The organism is Paraburkholderia sp. HD33-4 (assembly GCF_021390635.1).
Taxonomy (GTDB): domain Bacteria; phylum Pseudomonadota; class Gammaproteobacteria; order Burkholderiales; family Burkholderiaceae; genus Paraburkholderia.
Genome location: NZ_JAJEJS010000001.1, coordinates 188,567 through 213,618, shown reverse-complemented (window position 1 = coordinate 213,618; position 25,052 = coordinate 188,567). Strand labels below are relative to the sequence as shown.

General features: G+C 65.1%; 21 protein-coding genes. 15 read left to right on the top strand and 6 right to left on the bottom strand.

Translation table 11 applies throughout. The features are described 5' to 3' along the window. Positions 1 to 49: 49 nt before the first annotated feature. The 5 genes from L0U84_RS00970 to L0U84_RS00950 are packed head-to-tail and all read left to right on the top strand — an operon-like array spanning position 50 to position 3,161. The gene (locus tag L0U84_RS00970; RefSeq protein ID WP_233846422.1) at positions 50 to 976 is read left to right on the top strand and encodes a hydroxymethylglutaryl-CoA lyase; all 927 of its coding nucleotides are present in this window, start codon (positions 50 to 52) and stop codon (positions 974 to 976) included. A gap of 34 nt (positions 977 to 1,010) precedes the next feature. Beyond that, positions 1,011 to 1,532: a YbaK/EbsC family protein gene (locus tag L0U84_RS00965; RefSeq protein WP_233846419.1), complete on the top strand. Its 522-nt coding sequence runs from the start codon at positions 1,011 to 1,013 to the stop codon at positions 1,530 to 1,532. A gap of 5 nt (positions 1,533 to 1,537) precedes the next feature. Next, the gene (locus L0U84_RS00960) at positions 1,538 to 1,783 is read left to right on the top strand and encodes a DUF1289 domain-containing protein (RefSeq protein WP_233846417.1); all 246 of its coding nucleotides are present in this window, start codon (positions 1,538 to 1,540) and stop codon (positions 1,781 to 1,783) included. Then, on the top strand, positions 1,780 to 2,247 hold the full coding sequence (locus L0U84_RS00955; RefSeq protein WP_233846415.1) for a MaoC family dehydratase: 468 nt from the start codon (positions 1,780 to 1,782) through the stop codon (positions 2,245 to 2,247). Before L0U84_RS00960 ends, L0U84_RS00955 begins: the two co-directional genes overlap by 4 nt. Beyond that, positions 2,244 to 3,161, top strand: a complete 918-nt coding sequence (locus L0U84_RS00950; RefSeq protein WP_233846413.1) for an MBL fold metallo-hydrolase — start codon at positions 2,244 to 2,246, stop codon at positions 3,159 to 3,161. The genes L0U84_RS00955 and L0U84_RS00950 overlap by 4 nt, the downstream gene beginning before the upstream one ends. 299 nt (positions 3,162 to 3,460) lie before the next feature. On the opposite strand, the gene L0U84_RS00945 is transcribed toward L0U84_RS00950, so the two are convergent. Beyond that, positions 3,461 to 4,399 (bottom strand): DMT family transporter, encoded by a 939-nt coding sequence (locus tag L0U84_RS00945; protein WP_233846411.1) that lies wholly within the window; start codon positions 4,397 to 4,399, stop codon positions 3,461 to 3,463. A gap of 113 nt (positions 4,400 to 4,512) precedes the next feature. Here L0U84_RS00945 and L0U84_RS00940 point away from each other — a divergent pair, with 113 nt between their 5' ends. Next, complete coding sequence (locus L0U84_RS00940; protein WP_233846409.1) at positions 4,513 to 4,983, top strand: Lrp/AsnC family transcriptional regulator; 471 nt, start codon at positions 4,513 to 4,515, stop codon at positions 4,981 to 4,983. A 37-nt stretch (positions 4,984 to 5,020) separates the two neighbouring features. Here the strand turns inward: L0U84_RS00940 and L0U84_RS00935 are convergent, their stop codons facing one another. Then, positions 5,021 to 5,911: an alpha/beta fold hydrolase gene (locus L0U84_RS00935; RefSeq protein ID WP_233846407.1), complete on the bottom strand. Its 891-nt coding sequence runs from the start codon at positions 5,909 to 5,911 to the stop codon at positions 5,021 to 5,023. Positions 5,912 to 6,269: 358 nt separating this feature from the next. Between L0U84_RS00935 and L0U84_RS00930 the strand changes: the two genes are divergently transcribed. Beyond that, positions 6,270 to 7,229, top strand: a complete 960-nt coding sequence (locus L0U84_RS00930) for an NAD(P)H-dependent flavin oxidoreductase (protein WP_233846405.1) — start codon at positions 6,270 to 6,272, stop codon at positions 7,227 to 7,229. Between the two features lie 37 nt (positions 7,230 to 7,266). Here the strand turns inward: L0U84_RS00930 and icmF are convergent, their stop codons facing one another. From icmF to L0U84_RS00910, 4 genes are all read right to left on the bottom strand, one after another. Further along, positions 7,267 to 10,647, bottom strand: coding sequence for a fused isobutyryl-CoA mutase/GTPase IcmF (icmF, locus tag L0U84_RS00925; protein ID WP_233846403.1), 3,381 nt, complete (start codon positions 10,645 to 10,647; stop codon positions 7,267 to 7,269). A 118-nt stretch (positions 10,648 to 10,765) separates the two neighbouring features. Continuing rightward, positions 10,766 to 11,698, bottom strand: a complete 933-nt coding sequence (locus L0U84_RS00920) for a LysR family transcriptional regulator (protein WP_062125626.1) — start codon at positions 11,696 to 11,698, stop codon at positions 10,766 to 10,768. A gap of 150 nt (positions 11,699 to 11,848) precedes the next feature. Beyond that, positions 11,849 to 12,934 (bottom strand): porin, encoded by a 1,086-nt coding sequence (locus L0U84_RS00915; RefSeq protein WP_233846401.1) that lies wholly within the window; start codon positions 12,932 to 12,934, stop codon positions 11,849 to 11,851. Positions 12,935 to 13,561: 627 nt separating this feature from the next. After that, positions 13,562 to 14,104 (bottom strand): hypothetical protein, encoded by a 543-nt coding sequence (locus L0U84_RS00910; protein WP_233851890.1) that lies wholly within the window; start codon positions 14,102 to 14,104, stop codon positions 13,562 to 13,564. A gap of 558 nt (positions 14,105 to 14,662) precedes the next feature. Between L0U84_RS00910 and L0U84_RS00905 the strand changes: the two genes are divergently transcribed. The 8 genes from L0U84_RS00905 to L0U84_RS00870 all read left to right on the top strand — a co-directional run bounded on the left by L0U84_RS00905 (position 14,663) and on the right by L0U84_RS00870 (position 24,992). Further along, entirely contained in the window at positions 14,663 to 15,688 is a 1,026-nt protein-coding gene (locus L0U84_RS00905; RefSeq protein ID WP_233846399.1) for a bile acid:sodium symporter family protein, read from the top strand. Positions 15,689 to 16,057: 369 nt separating this feature from the next. Continuing rightward, positions 16,058 to 17,044, top strand: coding sequence for a LacI family DNA-binding transcriptional regulator (locus tag L0U84_RS00900; protein ID WP_233846397.1), 987 nt, complete (start codon positions 16,058 to 16,060; stop codon positions 17,042 to 17,044). After that, the gene (locus L0U84_RS00895; protein WP_233846394.1) at positions 17,041 to 18,342 is read left to right on the top strand and encodes an AGE family epimerase/isomerase; all 1,302 of its coding nucleotides are present in this window, start codon (positions 17,041 to 17,043) and stop codon (positions 18,340 to 18,342) included. Before L0U84_RS00900 ends, L0U84_RS00895 begins: the two co-directional genes overlap by 4 nt. Then, on the top strand, positions 18,339 to 19,247 hold the full coding sequence (locus L0U84_RS00890) for a carbohydrate kinase family protein (RefSeq protein WP_233846392.1): 909 nt from the start codon (positions 18,339 to 18,341) through the stop codon (positions 19,245 to 19,247). The genes L0U84_RS00895 and L0U84_RS00890 overlap by 4 nt, the downstream gene beginning before the upstream one ends. A 153-nt stretch (positions 19,248 to 19,400) precedes the next feature. Further along, positions 19,401 to 19,631 (top strand): hypothetical protein, encoded by a 231-nt coding sequence (locus L0U84_RS00885; protein ID WP_233846390.1) that lies wholly within the window; start codon positions 19,401 to 19,403, stop codon positions 19,629 to 19,631. A gap of 75 nt (positions 19,632 to 19,706) precedes the next feature. Beyond that, the gene (locus tag L0U84_RS00880) at positions 19,707 to 19,952 is read left to right on the top strand and encodes a hypothetical protein (RefSeq protein WP_129960267.1); all 246 of its coding nucleotides are present in this window, start codon (positions 19,707 to 19,709) and stop codon (positions 19,950 to 19,952) included. 232 nt (positions 19,953 to 20,184) lie between these two features. After that, positions 20,185 to 21,162 (top strand): ion channel, encoded by a 978-nt coding sequence (locus L0U84_RS00875; protein ID WP_233846388.1) that lies wholly within the window; start codon positions 20,185 to 20,187, stop codon positions 21,160 to 21,162. 242 nt (positions 21,163 to 21,404) lie between these two features. Then, the gene (locus tag L0U84_RS00870; RefSeq protein ID WP_233846386.1) at positions 21,405 to 24,992 is read left to right on the top strand and encodes an indolepyruvate ferredoxin oxidoreductase family protein; all 3,588 of its coding nucleotides are present in this window, start codon (positions 21,405 to 21,407) and stop codon (positions 24,990 to 24,992) included. Positions 24,993 to 25,052 lie beyond the last annotated feature (60 nt).

The following is a 25,052-nucleotide window of genomic DNA, read 5'->3' as shown; positions in this document are numbered from 1 at the left end:
CCATGCTGGATGGGACAGCGACAAAACCGCATCGGATCGGAGACACATCATGGCCTTACCGAAGCAAGTGAAAATCGTCGAAGTGGGTCCGCGCGACGGGCTGCAGAACGAGAAGGAATTCGTGCCGACCGCGACCAAGATCGAGCTGATCAACCGACTGTCGGCGGCGGGCTTCCGCAACGTCGAAGCGGCGTCGTTCGTGTCGCCGAAATGGGTGCCACAGATGGCCGATGGCGCTGATGTGATGGCCGGCATCGAGCGCCGCGCCGGTACCATCTACTCGGTACTGACGCCGAACCTGCGCGGCCTCGAAGGCGCGCTCGCCGCGCGCGCCGACGAGATCGTGATCTTCGGCGCGGCGAGCGAGGCGTTCTCGCAGAAGAACATCAACTGCAGCATCGCCGAGAGCATCGAGCGCTTCGCGCCGGTGGCCGCGGCGGCCAAAGAACATAAGCTGCGCATTCGCGGCAGCGTGTCGTGCTCGCTCGGCTGTCCGTATCAGGGCGAAGTGCCGGTCGCGTCGGTCGTCGACGTCGTCGAGCGCTTCGCGGCGCTCGGCTGCGACGAGATCGATATCGCCGACACGATCGGCGTCGGCACGCCGAAGCGCACTCGCGAAGTGTTCGAGGCCGTCACCCAGGTGTTTCCGCGCGAGCATCTATCCGGACACTTCCACGACACCTATGGCCAGGCGCTCGCGAACATCTACGCGGCGCTGCTCGAAGGCGTCGAGATTTTCCATGCGTCGGTCGCGGGGCTCGGCGGTTGCCCGTATGCGAAGGGCGCGACCGGCAACGTCGCGACCGAAGACGTGCTGTATCTGATGAACGGCCTCGGCATCGAGACCGGCATCGACCTCGCGCAAGTGGTCGAAATCGGCGACTTCATTTCCAACGCGATCGGCCGGGCCAACGTGTCGCGCGCCGGCAAAGCGCTGCTCGCGAAGGCGCGCAGCGAAGCGAATACCTGCGTATGAGCGCCCCATCCATTTTCAATCAGGATCCCCAACGATGAACGACCTCGCGTCCTTCGACTCCGACGATCTCGCCGCGCTGCCCGACTCGGCACGCCGCGTCGCGCTGCTGCTGCGCGAGCGCGGTCACGCGGGACGTATCGTGATGCTGCCGGAGACCGGCAAGACTTCCGCCGAAGCGGCCGCCGGGCTCGGCTGCTCGGTCGCGCAGATCGCGAAGTCGATTCTGTTCCGGCGCCGCGAAGACGACGCGCCGGTGCTCGTGATCGCGAGCGGCGCGAATCGCGTCGACGAAAAGAAAGTGGCCGCGCAGGTCGGCGAAATCGGCCGCGCGGACGCGAAGTTCGTGCGCGAAAAAACCGGCTATGCGATCGGTGGCGTTTGCCCGGTCGGTCATGCGACCGAGCCGCTCACGCTGATCGATGCCGATCTGCTCGACCTGGAGAGTCTGTGGGCCGCCGCCGGCCATCCGCACGCGGTGTTCAATCTGACCGCGCAGGAACTGATCGCGCTGACGGGCGCGCCGGTCGTCGATGTCGCGTTGCGCGAGCCGGCCTGAACACGATGGCGAGCGGCAACGATTCCGGTGCCAGGGACGACGACGGTTCAGTGCCGTCGCCGTGCATCAGCGTGTGCAAAATGGATGCGTCGACGGGCTGGTGCGAAGGATGCCTGCGCACGATCGACGAAATCGCCAGCTGGTCGACACTGGATAACGACGCGAAGCGCGCGGTATGGGACGCGATCGAAGTGCGCCATGCGAAGTTGATGGCGCTGCGCACGACATCGACCACGACGGAGAAGCAATGAACGCCGCGCCGCGCATCGTGACGCCTGGTGAGACGTTCAGTTCGACGCTCGAGTTGTCGGTGGATTCGATCAAATCGTTCGCGACGCTGGTCGTCGATCTGAACCCGCTGCATCACGATGAAGCATATGCCGCGCAAAGCCGCTTTGGCGGGCTGATCGCGTCGGGCACGCAACCCACCGCGTATTTCATGGCGCTGCTCGCCACGCATTTCTCGACCTATGCGCAGCCGCTCGGACTCGAATTCGATATCAAGCTGAAGAAGGCGGTGCAGGCGCACGACACGCTGACGATCATATGGCGGGTGCGCGACGCTCACTGGAAGCCGAGCCTGAACGGCGATCTGACTTACCTCGAAGGTTCGGTGGTCAATCAGCGCGGCGAGCTGATGTTGACGGGCAGCTCGACGATCCTCGTGATGCCGAAGCCCGAAGCGGTCGCACAAGCGCGAACGGCCACACCATGATCGCACTGCCCGCATCGATCCAGGTGTTCGAGCGCGGCTGGCTGTCGTCGAACAATGTGCTGCTCGTCGACGACACCTGCGCGGCGCTCGTCGATACCGGCTATGCGACGCACGCATCGCAGACGGTCGCGCTGGTGCGCAATGCGTTGCACATGCGGCCGCTCGATCTGATCGTCAACACGCATCTGCATTCGGATCACTGCGGCGGCAACGCGCTGTTGCAGGCCACGTGGCCGTGCCGCACGCTGATCCCTTCATCCGAAGCCGATGCCGTGCGTGATTGGGACGAAACGCGCCTCACCTTTCGCGCGACCGGTCAGACCTGCGAGCGCTTCGGCTTCACCGGCACGCTCGCACCCGGCGCGCGCTTGCGGCTCGGCGCACTCGACTGGCAGGTGCTCGGCGCGCCCGGTCACGATCCGCATTCGCTGATGCTCTATTGCGCGGACGAACGCTTGCTGATCAGCGCGGACGCGCTATGGGAAAACGGCTTCGGCGTGATCTTCCCCGAACTCGAAGGCGAAAGCGGCTTTGCCGAGCAGCAGGCGGTGCTCGACATGATCGCGACACTCGACGTGCGCGTCGTCATCCCTGGTCACGGCGCGCCGTTCACGCAGGTCGAGGCGGCGCTCGAACGCGCGCTGTCGCGCGTCGCCTGGCTGCGTGCCGATCCCGCGCGCAACGCAAAGAACGCGTTGAAGGTCCTGATCGTATTCAAGCTGCTCGAAGTCCGCGAGACGAGCGTGGACACGCTTCTGCGCATGCTCGACGACGCGACCGTGATGCACGCCGCCGCGTCGATGCTGAAGCCGCGCGGCGAATGGCCTGCGCTGCTGAAGGGAATGATCGGGGAACTCGCGGCGAACGGTGGACCGCTCGTAGTGGATGGCACGCGCATTCTCGCGCGGCGTTGAACGTGTGATTGGCCGTGCGGCCGGCACTGCGGACAAGCGAGCCGGAACGCAAAACCGTTCCCGCAAAAAGAAAACCGCTCGACGAAGCGAGCGGCGGAACATCTGTGTGGACGTGATCAGCGTCGCTATCAATGATACGCGTGCGGGTTTTTGCAACGCATCGGTGATTTCCCTACAGAAAATTGACACCGCGTTTTACAAATGCATACATGATCTGTCATCAAGCGGCGTTAGGCGCTTGAATGCATGCGCCTTATTCTGCAATCCGTAGCAATTGCCGATCGAGTGTCAAATCCGCATCAGGTGGACGATAAACGCTTCTTCTGCGGCACGATCCGCCACCCGAGATTGACGCCCGCCGCCGCCAGCAGAATCAGTGCGGCGCCTAGCACCTGAATCCATGCGAGCGTCTGGCCGAATGCCACCCGATCGACGATGATCGCAACCACCGGATAGATGAACGACAGCGCGCCCGTCATCGACGTCGGCAGTTTCTGGATCGCGCCATACAGCAGCACGTACATCAGACCGGTATGGACGACGCCGAGCACGACCAGTTCGAGCCACTGCACGCCGCTTGCCGGCAACGCGTCGAAACGCACGAACGGCGCGAGCAACAGCACGCCGAGCGACACCTGGATCAACGCGAGCAGATGCGGCGGCGTGCCCTTCAGCCGCTTCGTGATGATCGACGACACCGCGTACATCGCCGCCGCGCCGACCGCATAGGCGACGCCGACCAGATATTGCCCCGGTACCGCGAGCACGGCCGGCTCGACCTTCACGACGAACACGAGCCCGATGAATGCGACCACGAGCCACGCGATCGTCGACGCGCTGACGCGCTCGCGAAACACCAGCGCGCCGAGACCGACCAGCATGAACGGCTGCGTGTTGTAGACTGCCGTCGCCATCGAAATCGACGCGCGTGAGTACGCGGCGAACAGCAACACCCAGTTCACGACGATCGCCGCGCCGCCGAGCAGCGCGAGGCCGAGCATCTTCCACGAAAACAGTTCGCGGCGGAACAGGCCGAGCACGGCGCACACGAGCGCGAGCGTCGCGCCGCCGAAGATGCAGCGGAAAAACACCACGTTGAAAGGGCTTTGCTGCGACGACACGACCAACCAGCCGATCGTGCCCGACATCAGCATCGCGATGCTCATCTCGGCCGCGCCGCGGCGGATGTCGCTGGACGAACTGCCTGAAGTCGTGACGGAAGCCTTGTTTGAAGCCATGATTCGATCCCGGATTGATGACTGCATAACCGGCAGTGTAATTAATCCGCGCGCGCGAATACATGGCTAAACTTAAGCATTACCGGGTTTTCACCTCATAAACGAAGGCCATCATGAGCAAACGCCTTGCATCGATCGCACCGGTCGCACTCGACGACACCGACCGCGCACTGCTCGCCGCGCTCGCGCAGGACGCGCGTCAGCCGGTCAGCGAACTCGCGCGCGTCGTCGGCCTGTCGGCGCCCAGCACGGCCGAACGCGTGCGGCGGCTCGAAGCGCAAGGCGTAATCGAGCGCTTCACCGTGCAGATCGATCCGCGCGCACTCGGCTTCACGCTGCAGGCGATCGTGCGGGTGAAGCCGCTGCCCGGCCAGTTGCATCTGGTGGAGGAAGTGATCCGGCGCATTCCGGAATTCGTCGAATGCGACAAGGTGACCGGCGACGACTGTTTCATCTGCCGCCTGTACCTGCATTCGATCGAGCAGCTCGACGAGATCCTGTCGAAAGTGACCGAGCGCGCGGAGACCAGCACCGCGATCGTCAAGTCGACGCCGCTCGCGCGGCGGCTGCCGCCGCTCGGCTGAGAAGGTTCAACGAAGGCCGCGCGCAGCGGCCCGTCGTCTATTGTTCGACTGCTTCGAAAAACGACAGCATCTCGGCGACCAGTTCGTCCGGCGCTTCCTCGGGCAGATAGTGCCCGCACGATAGCGCGCGGCCGCTCACGTCGCGCGCGACCTGCCGCCATTCGCCGAGCGCATCGAAGCATTTTTCGATCACGCCCTTGTCGCCCCACAGCACGCGTAGCGGACAGCCGATCTTGTTGCCGCGCTCGATATCGGCGCGATCATGTTCGAGGTCGATGCTCGCCGCTGCCCGGTAGTCCTCGCACATCGCGTGCACCGCGCCTGGTTGCGCGAGCGCCGCCCGATAGGCGTCGAGCGCGGCGGGGTCGAACGGTGCGAGGCCCGCGTGACGTCCGCCCATTACCGCATCGACATAGGCGGCCGGGTTCGCGCCGATCAGGGTCTCGGGCAGCGGCTCGGGCTGGATCAGGAAGAACCAGTGGAAGTAATGCGTGGCGAACGTGCGATCGGTGGCTTCGTACATCGCGAGCGTCGGCGCGATGTCGAGCAGCATCAGGCGCTCGACCGCGTCGGCGTGATCGAGCGCCATCCGGTGCGCGACGCGCGCGCCGCGATCGTGCGCGCAGACGAGGAAGCGCTCGAAGCCGAAGTGGCGCATCACCGCCACCTGATCAGCGGCCATCGTGCGTTTCGAGTACGGCGCATGGGTGGCATCGCTCGGCGGTTTGCCCGACGCGCCATAGCCGCGCAGATCGGTCGCGATCACCGTGAAGTGCTGCGCGAGCGTCGCGGCACAGCGCGCCCAGATCAGATGCGATTGCGGATGGCCGTGCAGCAGCAACAGAGGCGGCCCGGCACCGCCCTTCACTCCGAAAATATCGACATCGCCCACGGCGACGCGAAAAGGCGTGAAATTTTCGAAGGCCATGACGTCTCGTTGGTCGTTTAAGGGTCCGTACATTGTAGAAGGCCAGCAGCACCGTGCGAGGTGGGATAGCCCACGCAGGCATGGAACCTGAATACTCCTTCGAACCGTTTCAAACCGGGCTGCCGCGCACGGGTCGCCAGATTCACCTATAATCGAACGACCGTTCTTAAAACCTTGGAAGTGGCTTCGGTATGGCGGTTTCGTGCGATTGCGGATGCACTCGCCGGCCGACACACCGCAAGTCGTGTGCCGCTAAACTCATCTATCGCGGGGCGCACGTCGCACCGACAAGTTGAAATTCATGGGACCCGAGTCAGCGCTAAAGCGCTAACTCGGGTCGACACAGGAGACTCGCACCATGGCATTGCCCGCCGTTCTGCAAAACCTCGCGCTGCCCGTCGTTGCCTCGCCGATGTTCATCGTCAGCTATCCCGAACTCGTGCTGGCGCAGTGCAAGGCCGGCATCGTCGGCTCGTTCCCCGCGCTCAATGCGCGCCCGGCCGAACTGCTCGACGAGTGGCTCACGCAGATCCAGGCGCAACTCGCCGAGCATAAGGCCGCGAATCCGAACGCGGTGATCGGCCCGATCGCGGTCAATCAGATCGTCCATCAGTCGAACCCGCGGCTCGAACACGATGTGCGCGTCTGCGTCGAGCACAAGGTGCCGATTTTCATCACCAGCCTGCGCGCGCCGGCCCGCGAGATCGTCGATGCGGTGCACAGCTATGGCGGCATCGTGCTGCACGACGTGATCAATCTGCGGCATGCGCAAAAGGCGCTGGAAGCCGGCGTCGACGGGCTGATTCTGGTCGCGTCGGGCGCGGGCGGCCATGCGGGCACCACCTCGCCGTTCGCGCTGGTCGGCGAGGTGCGACGTATTTTCGACGGCCCGATCGTGCTGTCGGGCTCGATCGCGAACGGCGGCTCGATTCTCGCCGCACAGGCGATGGGCGCGGACCTCGCGTACATGGGCACGCGCTTCATCGCGACCAAAGAGGCCCATGCGGTCGACAGCTACAAGCAGGCGATCATCGCCGCGAAGGCGTCGGACATCATCTACACGAACCTGTTCACCGGCGTGCACGGCAACTACATCCGCGAGAGCATCCTGAACGCGGGGCTCGACCCCGAAGCACTGCCCGAATCGGACAAAACCAAGATGAACTTCGGCAGCGACAAGGCGAAGGCGTGGAAGGACATCTGGGGTGCGGGCCAGGGCGTCGGCCTGATGGACGACGTGCCGGACGTCGCCGAACTCGTGCAGCGTCTGAAGAAGGAATACGACGACGCGAAGGCACGCCTCGGCATCGCACGCTGAAGCGTCGAACGGGGCGGCCCGGGCCGCCCCACGCGGGCTACATATTTCGCCGATACTGCCCGCCCACCTCGAACAGCGCATGGGTGATCTGCCCGAGCGAACACACGCGCACCACGTCCATCAGCACCGCGAACACGTTGCCGTCGTCGATCACCGCGCGCTTCAGGCGTTCGAGCGCTTCGGACGCGGCGTCGCGGTGGCGCGTCTGGAAGTCGCGCAAGCGCTGCAGCTGACTCTGCTTTTCCGCATCGGTGGATCGCGCCAGCACCAGTGGCCGCGGCGCCTCATGCGGGTGCGCGCTCAGGAACGTGTTCACGCCGACGATCGGATTCGAGCCGTCATGCTTGCGATGCTCGTATAGCATCGACTCGTCCTGAATCCGTCCGCGCTGATAGCCGGTTTCCATCGCGCCGAGCACGCCGCCGCGCTCGGTGAGCCGCTCGAACTCGGCGAGCACCGCTTCCTCGACCAGATCGGTCAGCTCGTCGATCACGAAGCTGCCCTGATTCGGATTCTGATTCTTCGCAAGCCCCCATTCGCGATTGATGATCAACTGAATCGCGACCGCGCGGCGCACCGACTCCTCGGTCGGCGTCGTGATCGCTTCGTCGAACGCATTGGTGTGCAGCGAGTTGCAGTTGTCGTAGATCGCGATCAGCGCCTGCAGCGTGGTGCGGATGTCGTTGAAATCGATCTCCTGCGCGTGCAGGCTGCGCCCCGACGTCTGCACGTGATACTTGAGCTTCTGGCTGCGCTCGTTCGCGCCATAGCGCTCGCGCATCGCGATCGCCCAGATGCGCCGCGCGACGCGGCCGAGCACCGTGTACTCCGGGTCCATGCCGTTGGAGAAGAAGAACGACAGATTCGGCGCGAAGTCGTCGATCGACATGCCGCGCGCAAGGTACGCCTCGACGTAGGTGAAGCCGTTCGCGAGCGTGTACGCGAGTTGCGAGATCGGGTTCGCGCCGGCCTCGGCGATGTGATAGCCGGAGATCGACACCGAGTAGAAATTGCGCACGCCGTGTTCGACGAAATACGCCTGAATGTCGCCCATCACCTTCAGGCTGAATTCGGTTGAGAAAATGCAGGTGTTCTGCCCCTGGTCTTCCTTCAGGATGTCGGCCTGCACGGTGCCGCGCACGTTTTCGAGCGCGGCGCGGCGCGTCGCGACGAGTTCGCTTTCGGTCAGAGGACGGCCTTGCTGCTGCTCTTTCAAAGCAATCTGCTGGTCGATCGCGACGTTGAAGAACATCGCGAGGATCGTCGGCGCGGGGCCGTTGATCGTCATCGACACCGACGTTTCCGGCGAGCACAGGTCGAAGCCGTCGTAGAGCGTCTTCATGTCGTCGAGCGTCGCGACCGAGACCCCCGAATTGCCGACCTTGCCGTAGATGTCCGGGCGCTCGTGCGGCTCCTCGCCGTACAGCGTCACCGAGTCGAACGCGGTGGAAAGCCGTTTGGCCGGCATGCCTTCCGAGAGCAGCTTGAAGCGGCGGTTCGTGCGCTGCGGATCGCCCTCGCCCGCGAACATGCGCGTCGGGTCCTCGTTCTCGCGGCGAAACGGAAACACGCCGGCGGTGAAGGGGAAATAGCCGGGCAGATTGTCGAGCATCAGCCAGCGCAGAATCTCGCCGTGATCGACGAATTTCGGCAGCGAGACTTTGCGGACCTCGGAGCCGGACAGCGTCGTGACCGTCAGCGCGGTGCGGATTTCGCGTTCGCGGATGCGCACCACATGTTCGTCGCCGGAATAGGCGGCCACCATTTGCGGCCACATGTCGAGCAGCTTGCGTTCGCGCTCGCCGAGCGCGGCGCCGCGTTGGTCGATCAGCGCGTCGAGCGATGACGCGTCGCTGCCTGCTTCGCCAAGCATGCGGCGCGTCTCGACGAGTTGCCAGCGCTCGCGCGCGATTTGCGCCTGGGCGTCGGCCCGTTCGCGGTAGCCGTTTACCGTCAGCGCGATGTCGGCCAGATAGCGCACGCGCGCGGGCGGCACGATCGCGTGCAGGTTGCTCGAAAAGCGCAGACCGTCGGTCGCGCCAAGCCGTGCGCCGCCCTCTCGCAGGCCGTGCGTTCGCAATGCGTCAGCGATGTGCCGGTACAACGCCGTCACGCCGTCATCGTTGAAACGCGACGCGATCGTGCCGAACACCGGCATCGCGTCGGGCGGTGTCGTGAAATCCGCGCGGTTGCGCTGCACCTGCTTCGCGACGTCACGCAGCGCGTCCTGCGCACCCTTGCGATCGAACTTGTTGATTGCGACGAAGCTCGCGAAGTCGAGCATGTCGATCTTCTCGAGCTGGCTCGCGGCACCGAACTCGGGCGTCATCACGTACAGCGACTCATCGACGAACGGCACGATCGCCGCATCGCCCTGACCGATCCCCGACGTCTCGACGACGATCAGATCGAAGCCCGCGGCCTTGCACAGCATCAGCGCGGCGGGCAGCGAGTCGGACAGTTCGGTCGATGCCTCGCGCGTCGCCATCGAACGCACAAAGACGCGGGCGCCGCCGCCCCAGTCGCCGATCGCGTTCATGCGGATGCGGTCGCCGAGCAGCGCGCCGCCGGATTTGCGGCGTGACGGATCGATTGCGAGCACCGCGATGTTCAGCGTGTCACCGTAGTCGAGCCTGAAGCGGCGGATCAGTTCGTCGGTCAGCGACGACTTGCCCGCGCCGCCGGTGCCGGTGATGCCGAGCACGGGGATGTGCGTGGCTTGCGCGAGCGTCGAGAGTTGGTCGCGCGCGGCGGCGTCGACGGTATTCGTTTCGAACGCGCTGATCAGTTGCGCGAGTCGGCGCAAGATCAGCGCGGCGGAATCTGCGGGGTGCGAACGAGGCGCCGTGGCGGCGTGCGACGCAGCGGCATCCCCGAAACTCGGCAACGGCCGTGCGGCCAATTCGGCGAGCCATTCGCGCACCGGCGTCGGTCGCGCAGCGGCGGCCGCGCGCGAGCCTTCGACGCAGCGCGCGATCATGTCGTCGATCATGCCTTGCAGGCCGAGCCGCTGGCCGTCGTGCGGCGAGTAGATTTTTTCGACGCCGTCGCGTTCGAGCGCGGCAATCTCCTCGGGAACGATCACCCCGCCCCCACCGCCGAACACTTTGATTCGCTCGCCGCCGCCCACACGCAGCAACTCGACGAGGTAGCGAAAGTATTCGTTGTGGCCACCCTGATAGCTCGACACGGCGACGCCGTCGGCGTCCTCGTTGAGCGCGGCGGTCGCGACTTCGGCGACGGAGCGGTTGTGGCCGAGGTGGATCACCTCGACGCCGCTCGCCTGCAGGATGCGCCGCATGATGTTGATCGACGCGTCGTGGCCGTCGAACAGTGCGGCGGCGGTGACGAAGCGCAGGCGCCGGCCCGCGGGCAGCTCGTGGCTACCGGCACGCTGCGGCGTGGACAGATCGGTCATGTCTCCCCCAGATCATTTAACTGATGGGTGTCGACAATCAGTATATAGAAACGGGGTAAGACGGCAGCGGGGCGCGGGGCGAGCGATTGGCGGCGTTGGTGCGGTCCTTCGCGAAACGCTAGCGCACCGCCAGCGCCCTGATCTCGTCGAGCGACGGCCACAGCGATTCGTTCGCGAACCGCGCCGCCAGAAAGTCGACGAACGAGCGCACCTTGGCCGACAGATGCCGTCGGCTCGTGTAGACGACGTGGATCGGCAGTTCACGCGGCGGCACTTCGTCGACGAGCAACGGCACGAGCCGCCCTTCGGCGAGATCGCTGCCGATCACCTCGGTGCCCAGCATCGCGATGCCCGCGCCGTGCAGCACGACCACGCGCTGCGCTTCGAGCTGATTGACGATCAGGTTGCCCGACAGGCGTACACGCGAGCCCGCGTCGCCGGTCGCGACTTCGAGCGCCGACACGCCCGCGTACTGCAGATAGTTGTGGCGCGCGAGATCGGCGACGCTCTTCGGCGTGCCATGCTTGCGCAGATAGGCGGGCGACGCGCACAGCACCAGATGCGCGGTCGCGATCTGCCGCGCGATCAGCGACGACGACTTGAGCCCGCCCGGCGACGCGCGGATTGCGACGTCGAAGCCCTCGTCGATCAGCTCGACGACGCGGTCGGACAGCGTCATGTCCACGGTGACCTGCGGATACTGCGCGGCGTAGTCCGCGACCGCGGCCATCACGTGATTCAGGCCGAACGCCGACAGCGACGACACCCGCAGCCGCCCGTGCGGCACGACGCTCGCCGCGCCGACCGCCTGGCCGGCTTCGTCGAGCTCGGTGAGCGCCTGGCTCAGCCGCTCGTAGTATTCGCGGCCCGCCTCGGTCGGCGCAACGCGGCGCGTGGTCCGGTTCAGGAGCCGAGCGCCGAGCTGCTGCTCCAGATGCATCACGTGCTTGCTCGCCATCGCCGCCGACATCTCCATCTTCTCCGCGGCGCCGACGAAGCTGCCGGCTTCGACCACGTGGCGAAACACTTTCATGCTGACGAGGGTGTCCATCTCAATCGCTCGCTTCAGGAATCAATCGACGCCATTTTGCCGGGTTTATCAAAAGGACGGCAGCAAAGGCTGGGCGCGACGACACCGAAAAGCAACAAAGCCCGCGTTCCGGGCGGAACGCGGGCTTTGCGGTGAGACCGTGGCCTGAGATCAGAACTTCGCGCGCAACCCCGCACCGTAGGTGTTGCCGCTCGACTGCCCCGTGATGTGGTCGTACATGTACGCGGCGTAGACGTCGGTGCGCTTGGACAGCGGATAGTCGTAGCCGAGCGCAGCCGTCTGACGCGTCTGGTTCGAACCGCCGCCGTTACGCGAATACGCATACGACGCCATCACCGTGCCCGGCCCGAACGGCACCGTAACACCGCCCTGTCCCGTGTTCACGTGCCAGCTCGTGACCTGCTGGTCGTTGTAGGTGTACATGTACTGGCCGTACAACTTGACGAACTTCAGGTCGTACGACACGCCCGCCTGCGCGACGCTCTGGCTGCGCAGACCCGGCACGCCCGAGGTATCGAAGCTGCCGAGGTCGCCCGGTACGTTGTTGAAGTTCACGTACTGGTACACCGCGGTCGCCGCGAACGGGCCGTGGAAGTACAGCACCTGGCCGCTCCACTTCTTCGCGCCGGTCTCGGTCGTGTTGCCGAGTGCGTACATCGCCGTCGCCGACAGACCGTTGAAGTTCGGCGTCGAATACGACACCGCGTTGTTCCAGCCCGAGTCGCCGGTCACGCCCTGGTCGGTCGTGTAGGTCGGGAAGGTGCCGAGGCCGAGGTACACGTGAGTGACCATCGGCGAGAACACGTACGAATCGACGAACGGATTGAACAGGATCGTCGACACGAACAGAGGCGTGGTCAGACGGCCGGCCGTGAACGTGCCGTACGGCGATTCGATGCCGACGTAGGCGTTACGCGAGAACATCGTGTCGCCGGTGAAGCGGCCGTACGCGCCGTTTTGCGCGCGGAAGAAGCCTTCGAGGGTGAAGATCGCCTTGTAGCCGTTGCCCAGATCCTCGGTCCCCTTCATGCCCCAGTACGACGTCGACATACCACCGCCCGACACGACCGCCGCGGCCTGGCCGCCCGGAAACTTCTGCGAGCCGACCCATTCGTCGACCTGGCCGTAGAGCTGCACGCTCGATTGCGCGAACGCCGACGAGGCGCTCGCCAGCACGGCGACGCATGCGGTGGCCTTGAGAGTAGTCTTCAGCGCGCTGCTGACGCTTGTGTTCATGGGTTCTCCAATCTTTGTCAAAAGGGTGCGGCTGTGCGAAAGGGGGCGCTCGCGCGAAACGTTGTTGTTATCCGTTCGATCGTCGAGTCAATCTGGGCGGGGTCCATCTTTGCGGACCATTTTTATAAACAAAAATATCGCTGCTTATTGCCGGTATATCGGTCTGATTAGTTTGGTCGGTTATCGGCTTGATACGACGCTTCCAGCGGGACTGCCGGCGCCCCCGCGACGCAATGCGGAATGCGGCAAACGGCGCGCCACCGCTTGCGGGAACGCCTTGAACGACGGGCCGATGATGCGACGCGGCAGAATGCCAAGATTTGACGCTGACCAATACTTCGACGCCGAGTGTTTTCAAAAAAGTGTGGCGTCGAAACGTCAGATTCGGGACTCGGGCGTAGAGGAAGGCGCGCGAAGCTGCGTGAAGGATCGCGGGAGGAGCTTGGAGAACGGGTTTCGCGACCGCGGTTGACGCGGTTTGGTGGTTCGCGGGGAAGTGAAATCAGGGGCGCGCTGGTGGACAGACGATGGGCGTTCGCCTCCCATGTAAAACCTATGCGCTCATTCGCTCAGGTAGTGGCGAGCAGGCTCCACGTGGGGCAAAACGATGCGGTAAATCGCGTTCAGCTAGTTCCGGTACGGCGAGCCTTCCGGCTGCCGCGGATCGTCGGAGGGGCGTTGCATCGGACGCGCTGCGCCGCGCTCTTCGTTGTAGCGGGCGACGTCGGCGCGGATGGAGCCGTTGCGCATCGGCATGTTGGACGGCGGACGCGGCACCGGACGCGACTCGGCGCTGACCGGCGTGATCGCGCCGGCATAGCCGGACGGATCGCCGACGCGGCGCATGCCGGACTTGTAGGTGCCGAAGCCGTAACCGAAATTGGCGTCCGCGATATTCGGATTGCCGCGCTGCGCGCGCGTGTCACGAGAAGCCATCGCATTGCGCGAAGAAGCCATCGCATTGCGCGAAGCGCGCGGAGCATGCGCGCCGCCCGCACCGGCATAACGGCCGTCGCCGCGCATCTCCATGCGCGGCGCGCGCCCCGCACCGTCGTGCGAATAAGCGCCGCCGCCATGCGGCACACCCGGCCCTTTCGCATAGGCGAACGAGCACAGCACGGCGATGACCGCGCCCCAAGCCCAGTGCCTCGTTCTCGACAACCCGTCCACCTTGTGACTCTCACGCCCGAAGACTTGCCTGAAATCCACCGTTCGAGCTGCGATGGACCTGTTGCGGGAGGAGAAAAGCGCCGCGTTCCTATCGCGACGCAGGGCATCCCTACGGCCTTTGAACGTGTAATTTATGGTCGTCGGCAGAGGGTGTCGAGCCAAAAAGTGTTAGGTCTCGTCGGTGGATGTAACACCCTGTTACTGCGGCGTTTTTCCGTGCTGCAACCCTCGCGCGGACGCGCCTCGGCAGCCTGATGCGGCCGATTTGACCTACCCCGAGCAACCGCCGTTTGTTGCAAATAAACGCCGCTTGCAACGTCAATGGTTAAACGGTTTGTCGCGAGCAAGCACGTCGCCAATACTGAAACCTGGCGCGTCGCTCGAATGGGACTCCAGCATGGCCAGCGGGTCAATGCGCAAACTTCATTAATCGATTCGGTAAATGAATTTGCGTTTTCAATCGAGTTTCGACAACAATAGCCGCTTTCCATTGGCACGGACCGCGCACTGACAGGCCCGTCCCGTGCTTACACCGCGTCATCGAATCGAGATTCCGACATGGCCCGCCCGAAATTCCTGCCCGATAACTTCACCCTGTGCCTCGTCGGCACCGTGATTCTCGCCAGCTTCCTGCCCGTTCATGGGCAGGCCGCCGTGGGCTTCAACTGGGTGACGAACATCGCGGTCGGCCTGCTGTTCTTCCTGCACGGCGCCAAACTGTCACGCGAGGCGATCATTGCGGGCGCGACGCACTGGCGCCTTCACCTGGTGGTGATGCTCAGCACGTTCGCGCTGTTTCCGCTGCTCGGCCTCGCGCTTAAACCGGTCCTTTCGCCGCTGGTCACGCCGTCGCTCTACGCCGGTGTCCTCTTCCTCTGCACGCTGCCATCGACGGTCCAGTCGTCGATCGCGTTCACGTCCATTGCCAAGGGCAACGTGCCGGCCGCGGTATGCAGCGCGTCCGCCTCGAGCCTGCTCGGCATCTTCGTCACCCCAGCGCTCGTCAGCGTCATCGTGACGAATCAGGCCGCGAGCGGCGGCGCGTCGCCGTGGCACACGATCGGCAATATCGTGCTGCAACTGCTCGTGCCGTTCGTTGCCGGCCAGCTGCTGCGCCCGCTGATCGGCAAGTGGATCGAGAAGAACCGCGGCGTGCTGAAGTTCGTCGACCAGGGCTCGATCCTGCTCGTCGTGTACGGCGCGTTCAGCGAGGCCGTCACCGAAGGCCTGTGGCACACGATTCCGCTGTCGGCACTCGGCGGCCTCGTCGTGGTGAGCGCCGTGCTGCTCGCGCTCGCGCTGGGCGCGACGATCTTCGCGAGCAAGCGGCTCGGCTTCAACCGCGCGGACCAGATCACGATCATCTTCTGCGGCTCGAAGAAGAGCCTCGCCGCCGGCGTGCCGATGGCCAAGGTGATCTTCGCCTCGCACGCGGTCGGCGCCGTGGTCCTGCCGCTGATGCTGTTCCACCAGATCCAGCTGATGGTCTGCGCCGCGCTCGCCCAACGCTGGGGCGCCCGCGACCTCAGCGCCGAGAGCGCGGCCGCGGCGCGGCAACCCGCCGCCGCCGTCGCGCGCCGTTGAAAACACACGCAATGCAAACAGGACATTCATAAGCGCCCTCCCTGAGCGTCGTTTTGATCGTGTGAAGCAAGCCGCCCGCGGGCGGCTTTTTCTTTGGGCTCTTGATTGGCCTCGTCGTTATTTCACGCGCAAACGCTGTCGCTGTCGCCTCGGCCGGATGGCATAGGACGACTCCCGGTATGTCTCGAAAGCGGCGATCCACCGATTGTTTAGTCGTTTTTACTAAACAACTTAATTGCCGACAACGCCATAAGATACGGGTATTTACCGGTGTTGCACGGGCGTTTTGCCGGCTGTTTTAGCGGCGTTTTACTATACAATCGCCCGACCTGAACCCGTGCTGCCCGCCTCGCGCGGCAGCTTCATTCGATGGCCACAACCATCCGCGACGTCGCCCGCGCGGCCAGCGTTTCGATCGGCACCGTGTCGCGTGCGCTCAAAAATCAGCCGGGCCTTTCCGAGGCCACGCGCGAACGCGTCGTCGAGGCGGCGCGTCAGCTCGGCTACGATTCGGCGCAGCTGCGTCCGCGCATCCGCCGCCTGACTTTCCTGCTGCATCGTCAGCACAACAACTTCGCCGCGAGTCCGTTCTTCTCGCACGTGCTGCACGGCGTCGAAGACGCGTGCCGCGAGCGCGGCATCGTGCCGTCGGTGCTGACAGCCGGGCCAACCGAGGACGTGATTCACCAGATGCGGCTGCACGCGCCCGACGCCGTCGCGATCGCCGGCTTCGTCGAGCCCGAAACGCTCGCCACGCTGGTCGCGATGCAACGCCCGCTGGTGCTGATCGATCTATGGTCGCCGGGCCTGCGCTCGGTCAATCTCGACAACGCCGGCGGCGCCACGCTCGCGATGCGCCATCTGTTCGCGCAGCAGCGCAAGCGCGTCGCGTTCATCGGCGGCTCGCTCGCGCACTTCAGCATCGCCGAGCGCGCGCTCGGCTACCGGCGCGCGTTCTTCGAAGCGGGGCTGCTGTTCGACCCGTCGCTCGAAGTGAACATCGACGCCGGGCTTGATCCCGACACCGGCGCCGCGCGCGCGATGCAGCGCCTGCTCGACGCGCCGGGGCCCCATCCCGACGCCGTATTTGCATTCAACGACGCCGCCGCGCTCGCCGCGTTGCGTGTGTGCCTCGCGCGCGGCCTCTGCGTACCCGAGGACATCGCGATCATCGGTTTCGACGACATCCCCGCCGCCGCCCACGCTACCCCGCCGCTATCGACGATCGCGGTCGACAAGGAAGCGCTCGGCCGACGCGGCGTCGAACTGCTGCTCGAAGACTCGCCCGCCGAACTCGAAGTCCGCTTGCCCGTTCAACTCGTTGCCCGTGCCAGTACTTTGGTGAAAACGCCATGACGCTAACCGATCCGCTTCACCCTTCCACCGACGCCGCGAAGGTGCCGGCCGTCGCCAGCTTCCGCAAACGCGAGTTCCTGCTCGCGCACATCGAGGACACGCTGCGCTTTTATGCGCCGAACGTACTCGACCCGAGCGGCGGCTTCTACCATTTCTTTCGCGACGACGGTTCGATCTACAACCGCACCACGCGCCACCTGGTCAGCAGTTGCCGCTACGTGTTCAACTACGCGATGGCGTACCGGCAGTTCGGCGACCCGAAGCATCTCGAGTACGCGCGCCACGGCCTGCGCTTTCTGCACGACGCGCATTGGGACTCGCAGCACGAAGGCTACGACTGGGAACTCGAATGGCGCGACGGCAGAAAGCGCACGCTCGACGCGACGCGCCACTGCTACGGTCTCGCGTTCGTGCTGCTCGCGTACTCGCATGCGGCGATGGCCGGCATCGACGAAGCGAAGCCGATGATCGGCGCGACCTTCGAGCTGATGGAGCACCGCTTCTGGGACGCCGCCGCCGGCCTCTATGCCGACGACGCATCGGCCGACTGGCGCGTCAGCACGTATCGCGGGCAGAACGCGAACATGCATACCACCGAGGCGCTGCTCGCCGCGCACGAGGCGACCGGTCATCTGGTGTATCTCGATCGCGCCGAGCGCGTCGCGTCGAATATCACGCTGCGCCAGGCGAAGCTGTCGCAAGGGCTCGTGTGGGAGCACTTTCACGCGGACTGGTCGGTCGACTGGCATTACAACGAGGAAGACAGCTCGAACATCTTCCGTCCGTGGGGCTTCCAGCCCGGCCATCAAACTGAATGGGCGAAGCTGCTGCTGATCCTCGAACGCTTCCGGCCGCTGCCGTGGCTGCTGCCGCGCGCGATCGAACTGTTCGACGCGGCGATGACGCACGCGTGGGACGAAGACCACGGCGGCCTCTACTACGGCTTCGGCCCCGACGGCACCGTGTGCGATCACGACAAGTATTTCTGGGTGCAGGCCGAGACGTTCGCGACCGCCGCGCTGCTCGGCAAGCGCACCGGCAACGAGCGCTTCTGGGACTGGTACGAAGAGATCTGGCGCTATAGCTGGACGCATTTCGTCGACCACAAGTACGGCGCGTGGTATCGCATCCTCACCTGCGACAACCGCAAGTACAGCGACGAAAAGAGCCCGGCCGGCAAGACCGACTATCACACGATGGGCGCGTGCTACGAAGTGCTCGCCCATGCGCTCGGCGAAAACACGGCGGCTGAATCGGCCGCTCCCGCCGCAGCGGCTTCAGCGGAGAAAGCACAATGAGCGCGAGCACCGACCTTCCCGTTTTCATCTCCGCCGGCGACATCCTCACCGACCTCGTGCGCACCGGCGGATCACAGTGGCTATCGCGTCCGGGCGGCGCGGGCTGGAACGTCGCGCGCTGCGTCGCGCGGCTCGGCCTGCCGACCGCGAGCGCGGGCTCGCTCGGCGTCGATAACTTCTCCGACGAGCTGTGGGACGCGAGCGTCGCCGCCGGGCTCGACATGCGCTTCCTGCAGCGCGTCGAGCGGCCGCCGCTGCTCGCGATCGTGCATCAGACGCATCCGCCCGCGTACTTCTTCATGGGCGAGAACGGCGCCGACCTCGCGTTCGATCCGGCGAAGCTGCCCGCCGGCTGGATGAACGCGGTGAAGTGGGCGCACTTCGGCTGCATCAGCCTCGTGCGCCAGCCGCTCGGCGACACGCTCGCGAAGCTCGCCGCCGAGTTGCGTTCGCACGGCGTGAAGATCAGCTTCGATCCGAACTATCGCAACCTGATGGAGCACGGCTACGAGCCGACATTGCGCAAGATGGCCGCGCTCGCGGATCTGATCAAGGTATCGGACGAAGACCTGCGCATGATCTTCAAGACCAGCGACGAAGCCGCCGCCCTCGCGCAATTGCGCGCGATGAACCCCGCCGCCACCGTGCTTGTCACGCGCGGCCCCGAAGCGGCGATGCTGCTCGACGGCGCCGCGGTGATCGAGGCGAAGCCGCCGCGCGTCGCAGTGGTCGATACGGTCGGCGCGGGCGATGCGTCGATCGGCGGTCTGCTGTTCAGCCTGATGAGCGCGCCGCAACGCGGGTGGCCCGAGCATCTCGCGTTCGCGCTCGCGGCCGGCGCGGCGGCTTGCGGCCACGCCGGCGCGCACGCGCCGACGCTCGACGAGGTGGTCGCGCTGCTGTAGAACGCGGCGCTGTAATTCTGCTGCCCTGGGGCGCGCGTAGCGTGACGGGTGTCGAGCACGTCGCGCGGCGCGAAGCCGCCCCGGGCGGGAGCCGATCCCGCCACGCCGTGCTAGGATGAAATCATCGAAGCCTTTGTGAAAAGGAGCGAGGCCATGGAGGAAGTCACCTACACCAAGGGGATCTACACGGCCACCGCGTCGATAAGAGAAGTCGCACAGGACGCCTGGCAAGGTGTCGTCACCCTCGCGCGCGACGAAGGCGAACCCAGCGACGATCAGGAAACCACGCTCTACGAAGTCGACTCGACGTCGTCGACGCCGGGAGAAGCGCTCGAAGAAGCCAAAGCGCTCGCACATCGTATCCTCGGGGAAATCGAACTGTAGGCCGAACCATGGCGGCGCGTCGCGCGTGCTCGCGCATCGGCGCGCCGCTCCCGGGTCGACCGGCTGGAGGCGATCATGGCTGAACAGCTGTTCCAATACGGCGTGTATTCGATTCACGTTCGTCCGCTCGAACTGAGCGGCGCGCGCTGGGACGCGGAATACGAAATCCGTCATCGCGAGAAGGCCGTCAAGGCGTGGACCACCGTTGGCGGCGACTCGGGCTATGCCGATCAGGCCGAAGCGGTGGATAGCGCGCATCGGCAAGCGGTCGACGATATCGAGCATGGCGCGGGAATTCCGAAGCCGCGCGTGTTTCCGTGACGGAGGTGCGTGGGTGTGGCGCTCGGCTGCGCCCGGCCCGCACGCCGGGTGTGATGCGAGCTGACCCAGCCTGAAATCCGGCGCGCCCGGAAGCATGTCGACGACTGCATCGCGCTAGCTCGCACCGAGCCGATCCAGCGCGCCGCGCTGCCTTCGTCCCGCGCGGAAAATCCCGCAGCGCGCGCAATGCGCCATGCTACGCTGAGCCCCTTTTCATTCCCGCGAGCGCGTGATGGCAAGCGAACCGTCAGACCGTTTTTCCACGCTCGGCGACACTGACACCGACGCAAGCATTCCGAAGCGCCGCGCGCGCGGCAGTCGCGAGATGCGTCTCGACGATCGCGTGGTGATCGCGCACGGCATGCCGACGCCGCTATGGCAGGACCTCTATCACCGCGCGCTCGGCGTGCGCTGGCCGGTGTTCTTCGTGTCGCTCGGGCTGCTGTTCCTGCTGCTCAACACCGTGTTCGCCGCGCTCTACATGCTCGGCGACGCGCCGATCGCAAATCTGTTTCCGAAGGGCTTTGGCGGTGCGTTCTTCTTCAGCGTCGAAACGCTCGCGACGGTCGGCTACGGCGACATGCATCCGCAAACCGTCTACGCGCACTGGATCGCGACGCTCGAAATCTTCGTCGGCATGTCGAGCATCGCGTTGGCGACCGGGCTGATCTTCGCGCGCTTTTCGCGGCCGCACGCGAAGATCATGTTCGCGCGCTATGCGGTGATCCGGCCGATCGACGGCCGCATGACGTTGATGGTGCGCTCGGCCAACGCGCGTCAGAACGTGATCGCCGAGGCGCGCGCGCGGCTGCGCATCATGCGACAGGAGACGTCGGTCGAAGGCTATACGCTGCGCAAGCTCTACGACCTCACGCTGGTGCGCGACCAGCACCCGGTGTTCAAGCTCGGCTGGACGCTGATGCACATCATCGACGAAGCGAGTCCGCTGTTCGGCGAAGACGCCGAATCGTTGAAGGGCCGCGACGTGTCGCTGCTGCTGACGCTCGAAGGCATCGACGAATCGACGTCGCAAACCATGCAGGCGCGCCACATGTGGACCTGCGAGCAGATCGTCTGGCAGCACCGGTTCGTCGACATCATGAGCGAGCGCGACGGCGTGAGCCACATCGACTACGCGCACTTCGACGAGATCGTGCCGCTCGACGCCGCGCCGCTCGCACCAGACATCGCGGCGAACACGGCGCAATAGCAAGAGCCGGAGTCCCATTCGGAACCTGCAAAAACCCAGGGCATACCCGGAGCGCGCCGCCGCGTGGCAAATCCGGCTCAAAAGCGGGCCGAAACGCGCGACTCATCGCGCCCATTCGCGCACGCCCGATTAAAGAAGAAATAATTCACTCGCACGAGCGCTAAAAAATAGAGTCTCTTTCGCTGCGCGGCATCCGTGACCCCGTCACCCGCGCGCCGAGCCAGAATTTTGGAGACTCGCCCATGACCGCTCGCCTGCCCATCGACGGCACGCCCGCTCTCGCCGACTACAAGCTTTCCGACAATCTCACCGCGACGCGCGGCCGGATCTTTCTGACCGGCACCCAGGCGCTCGTGCGCCTCGCGCTGATGCAGCGCGCGCTCGACAAAAACCACGGCATGAACACGGCCGGTTTCATCAGCGGCTATCGCGGCTCGCCGCTCGGCATGGTCGATCAGCAGTTGTGGAAGGCGAAAAAACTGCTCGCCGCGAGCGACATCCGCTTTCTGCCCGCGATCAACGAAGAACTCGGCGGCACTGCCGTGCTCGGCACGCAGCGCGTCGAAGCCGATCCCGAGCGCACCGTCGATGGCGTGTTCGCGATGTGGTACGGCAAAGGCCCCGGCGTCGACCGCGCGGGCGATGCGCTGAAGCACGGCAACGCCTACGGCTCGTCGCCGCACGGCGGCGTGCTGGTGGTCGCGGGCGACGATCACGGCTGCGTGTCGTCGTCGATGCCGCATCAGAGCGACTTCGCGATGATGGCGTGGCACATGCCGGTCGTGAATCCGTCGAACATCGCGGACATGCTCGAATTCGGCCTGTACGGCTGGGCGTTGTCGCGCTTCTCGGGCGCGTGGGTCGGCTACAAGGCGATTTCGGAGACCGTCGAATCGGGCTCGACCGTCGATCTCGACGCGCTGCAAACCGAATGGACACCGCCTCGGGAATTCGAAGCGCCCGCCGGCGGCCTGCACAACCGCTGGCCCGATCTGCCGAGCCTGACGATCGAAGCGCGTCTGCACGCGAAGCTCGACGCGGTGCGCCAGTTTGCGCGCATGAACAGCATCGACAAATGGGTCGCGCCCAGCCCGCACGCGAACGTCGGCATCGTCACGTGCGGCAAGGCGCATCTCGATCTGATGGAAGCGCTGCGCCGGCTCGATCTGACGCTCGCCGATCTCGACGCGGCCGGCGTGCGGATCTACAAGGTCGGCCTGTCGTTTCCGCTGGAAATGACGCGTATCGACGCGTTCGTGTCGGGCTTGTCCGAAGTGCTCGTGATCGAAGAGAAGGGCCCCGTCATCGAGCAGCAGATCAAGGACTATCTGTACAACCGCACGCAGGGCACACGGCCTGTCGTGATCGGCAAGCACGCTGAAGACGGCACGTTGCTGCTGTCGTCGCTTGGCGAATTGCGGCCGTCGCGCATCCTGCCGGTGTTCGCGAACTGGCTCGCGAAGCACAAGCCGGCGCTCGATAGGCGTGAACGCGTCGTCGATCTGGTCGCGCCGCAGATCCTGTCGAACGCGGCGGACAGCGTGAAGCGCACGCCGTACTTCTGCTCCGGCTGCCCGCACAACACGTCGACGAAAGTGCCGGACGGCTCGATCGCGCAGGCGGGCATCGGCTGCCATTTCATGGCGTCGTGGATGGAGCGCGACACCACCGGCCTCATTCAGATGGGCGGCGAAGGCGTCGACTGGGCCGCGCATTCGATGTTCACCAAAACCCGCCACGTGTTCCAGAATCTCGGCGACGGCACCTACTTTCACTCGGGCATTCTCGCGATTCGCCAGGCGGTCGCCGCGAAAGCGACGATCACCTACAAGATCCTCTATAACGACGCGGTCGCGATGACGGGCGGCCAGCCCGTCGACGGCAGCATCTCGGTGCCGCAGATCGCGCGTCAGGTCGAAGCCGAGGGCGTGTCGCGCTTCGTCGTGGTCAGCGACGAGCCCGAGAAATACGACGGCCATCACGGCCAGTTCCCGCAGGGCACGACGTTTCACCATCGCAGCGAGATGGACGCGGTGCAGCGCCAGTTGCGCGATACCGACGGCGTGACCGTGCTGATCTACGACCAGACCTGCGCGGCTGAAAAACGCCGGCGCCGCAAGAAAGGCGAATTCCCCGATCCGAACAAGCGGCTCTTCATCAACGAGGAAGTCTGCGAAGGCTGCGGCGATTGCGGCGTGCAGTCGAACTGCTTGTCGGTCGAACCCGTGGAAACCGCGCTCGGTCGCAAGCGCCGCATCGATCAGTCGTCGTGCAACAAGGATTACTCGTGCGTGAACGGCTTCTGCCCGAGCTTCGTCACCGTCGAGGGCGGCACGCTGAAGAAAGCCGCGGGCGCCGCGTTCGATCCGCAGGCGCTCACCGCTCACGTCAACGCGTTGCCGATTCCCGCGACGCAACTCGATGCCGCGCCGTACGACATCCTCATCACGGGCGTGGGCGGCACCGGCGTCGTGACGGTCGGCGCGTTGATCAGCATGGCCGCGCATCTCGAAGGCAAGAGCGCGTCGGTGCTCGACTTCATGGGCTTCGCGCAAAAGGGCGGCTCGGTGCTGTCGTTCGTGCGCTTTGCCGCGCGCGACGAATGGCTGAACCAGGTGCGCATCGACACGCAGCAGGCCGACGTGCTGCTCGCCTGCGACATGGTGGTCGGCGCGAGCGCCGATGCATTGCAGACGGTGCGGCATGGCCGCACGCGCATCGTCGTCAACACGCATGCGATTCCGAACGCGAGCTTCGTGCAGAACCCGGACGCAACGCTGCATGCCGATGCGCTGATCGACAAGATGCGTCACGCGGCCGGCGCGGAGCGCATGTCGACGTGCGACGCGCAAGCGCTCGCAACGCGTTTTCTCGGCGATACGATCGGCGCGAACATTCTGATGCTCGGCTTCGCGTGGCAGCTCGGCCTCGTGCCGGTGTCGTTCGCCGCGATGATGCGCGCGATCGAACTGAACAACGTCGCCGTGCAGATGAACCAGCTCGCGTTCTCGATCGGCCGCATGGCCGCGGCCGATCCCGCCGCGCTCGAATCGCTGTGGCAGTCGCGCCATGCGCCGAAGCCGAGCGTGCGCGTCGATACGCTCGACGAGTTGATCGCGCATCGCGAAGCACGTCTGCTCGCGTACGGCGGTGCGGCTTATGTGAAGCGCTATCGCACCCTGGTCGATACGGCTCGCCGCGCGGAAACCGCTGTCGATGCGGCGAGCGAGCGCGTAACGCGTGCGGTCGCAACGACGTTCTATCGGCTGCTCGCGATCAAGGATGAATACGAGGTTGCGCGTCTGCATACCGATGCCGCGTTCCGCGAAGCGCTCGAAGCGCAGTTCGAGGGCGCCGCTGGCAAGGACTTCACGATCCGCTTCAACCTCGCGCCGCCGACGCTCACGCGTGCGCAGCCGGGTGCCGTGCCCACGAAAAAAACCTATGGTCAGTGGATGTGGCCCGTGCTCGGCCTGCTCGCGAAATGGCGCGGTCTGCGCGGCACGGCGCTCGATCCGTTCGGCCGCACGCTCGAGCGCAAGATGGAGCGCGAGCTCGCGAGCGATTACGAAATCACGCTGCAACGTGCGCTAGCGAAACTCGACGCGAGCCATCTCGACGACGTCGCGAAACTCGCCGACCTGCATGCGCGTGTGCGCGGTTATGGGCACGTGAAGCTGGCGAATCTGGCGGGGGTCAAGCGTGGTGAGCGTGACCTCGCTGCGCGCCTAGGCATCGATGCGGCGACTGGCGTCGCGGTGAAGAAGTCGCTCGAAGAAATGAAGGGCGCCGGGCAATTGCGCGGCATTCCGGTGGTGGTCGCGAAGTAGTTCGTTACGCTGACTGTATTCATTGCGTCGTGGCAACGAAACTCTAAAGCCGCTTCGGTT

Coding starts and splice junctions, on each gene's coding strand:
- L0U84_RS00970 (WP_233846422.1), top strand. CDS start 50: ATGGCCTTACCGAAGCAAGTGAAAATCGTCGAAGTGGGTCCGCGCGAC.
- L0U84_RS00965 (WP_233846419.1), top strand. CDS start 1,011: ATGAACGACCTCGCGTCCTTCGACTCCGACGATCTCGCCGCGCTGCCC.
- L0U84_RS00960 (WP_233846417.1), top strand. CDS start 1,538: ATGGCGAGCGGCAACGATTCCGGTGCCAGGGACGACGACGGTTCAGTG.
- L0U84_RS00955 (WP_233846415.1), top strand. CDS start 1,780: ATGAACGCCGCGCCGCGCATCGTGACGCCTGGTGAGACGTTCAGTTCG.
- L0U84_RS00950 (WP_233846413.1), top strand. CDS start 2,244: ATGATCGCACTGCCCGCATCGATCCAGGTGTTCGAGCGCGGCTGGCTG.
- L0U84_RS00945 (WP_233846411.1), bottom strand. CDS start 4,399: ATGGCTTCAAACAAGGCTTCCGTCACGACTTCAGGCAGTTCGTCCAGC.
- L0U84_RS00940 (WP_233846409.1), top strand. CDS start 4,513: ATGAGCAAACGCCTTGCATCGATCGCACCGGTCGCACTCGACGACACC.
- L0U84_RS00935 (WP_233846407.1), bottom strand. CDS start 5,911: ATGGCCTTCGAAAATTTCACGCCTTTTCGCGTCGCCGTGGGCGATGTC.
- L0U84_RS00930 (WP_233846405.1), top strand. CDS start 6,270: ATGGCATTGCCCGCCGTTCTGCAAAACCTCGCGCTGCCCGTCGTTGCC.
- icmF (WP_233846403.1), bottom strand. CDS start 10,647: ATGACCGATCTGTCCACGCCGCAGCGTGCCGGTAGCCACGAGCTGCCC.
- L0U84_RS00920 (WP_062125626.1), bottom strand. CDS start 11,698: ATGGACACCCTCGTCAGCATGAAAGTGTTTCGCCACGTGGTCGAAGCC.
- L0U84_RS00915 (WP_233846401.1), bottom strand. CDS start 12,934: ATGAACACAAGCGTCAGCAGCGCGCTGAAGACTACTCTCAAGGCCACC.
- L0U84_RS00905 (WP_233846399.1), top strand. CDS start 14,663: ATGGCCCGCCCGAAATTCCTGCCCGATAACTTCACCCTGTGCCTCGTC.
- L0U84_RS00900 (WP_233846397.1), top strand. CDS start 16,058: ATGGCCACAACCATCCGCGACGTCGCCCGCGCGGCCAGCGTTTCGATC.
- L0U84_RS00895 (WP_233846394.1), top strand. CDS start 17,041: ATGACGCTAACCGATCCGCTTCACCCTTCCACCGACGCCGCGAAGGTG.
- L0U84_RS00890 (WP_233846392.1), top strand. CDS start 18,339: ATGAGCGCGAGCACCGACCTTCCCGTTTTCATCTCCGCCGGCGACATC.
- L0U84_RS00885 (WP_233846390.1), top strand. CDS start 19,401: ATGGAGGAAGTCACCTACACCAAGGGGATCTACACGGCCACCGCGTCG.
- L0U84_RS00880 (WP_129960267.1), top strand. CDS start 19,707: ATGGCTGAACAGCTGTTCCAATACGGCGTGTATTCGATTCACGTTCGT.
- L0U84_RS00875 (WP_233846388.1), top strand. CDS start 20,185: ATGGCAAGCGAACCGTCAGACCGTTTTTCCACGCTCGGCGACACTGAC.
- L0U84_RS00870 (WP_233846386.1), top strand. CDS start 21,405: ATGACCGCTCGCCTGCCCATCGACGGCACGCCCGCTCTCGCCGACTAC.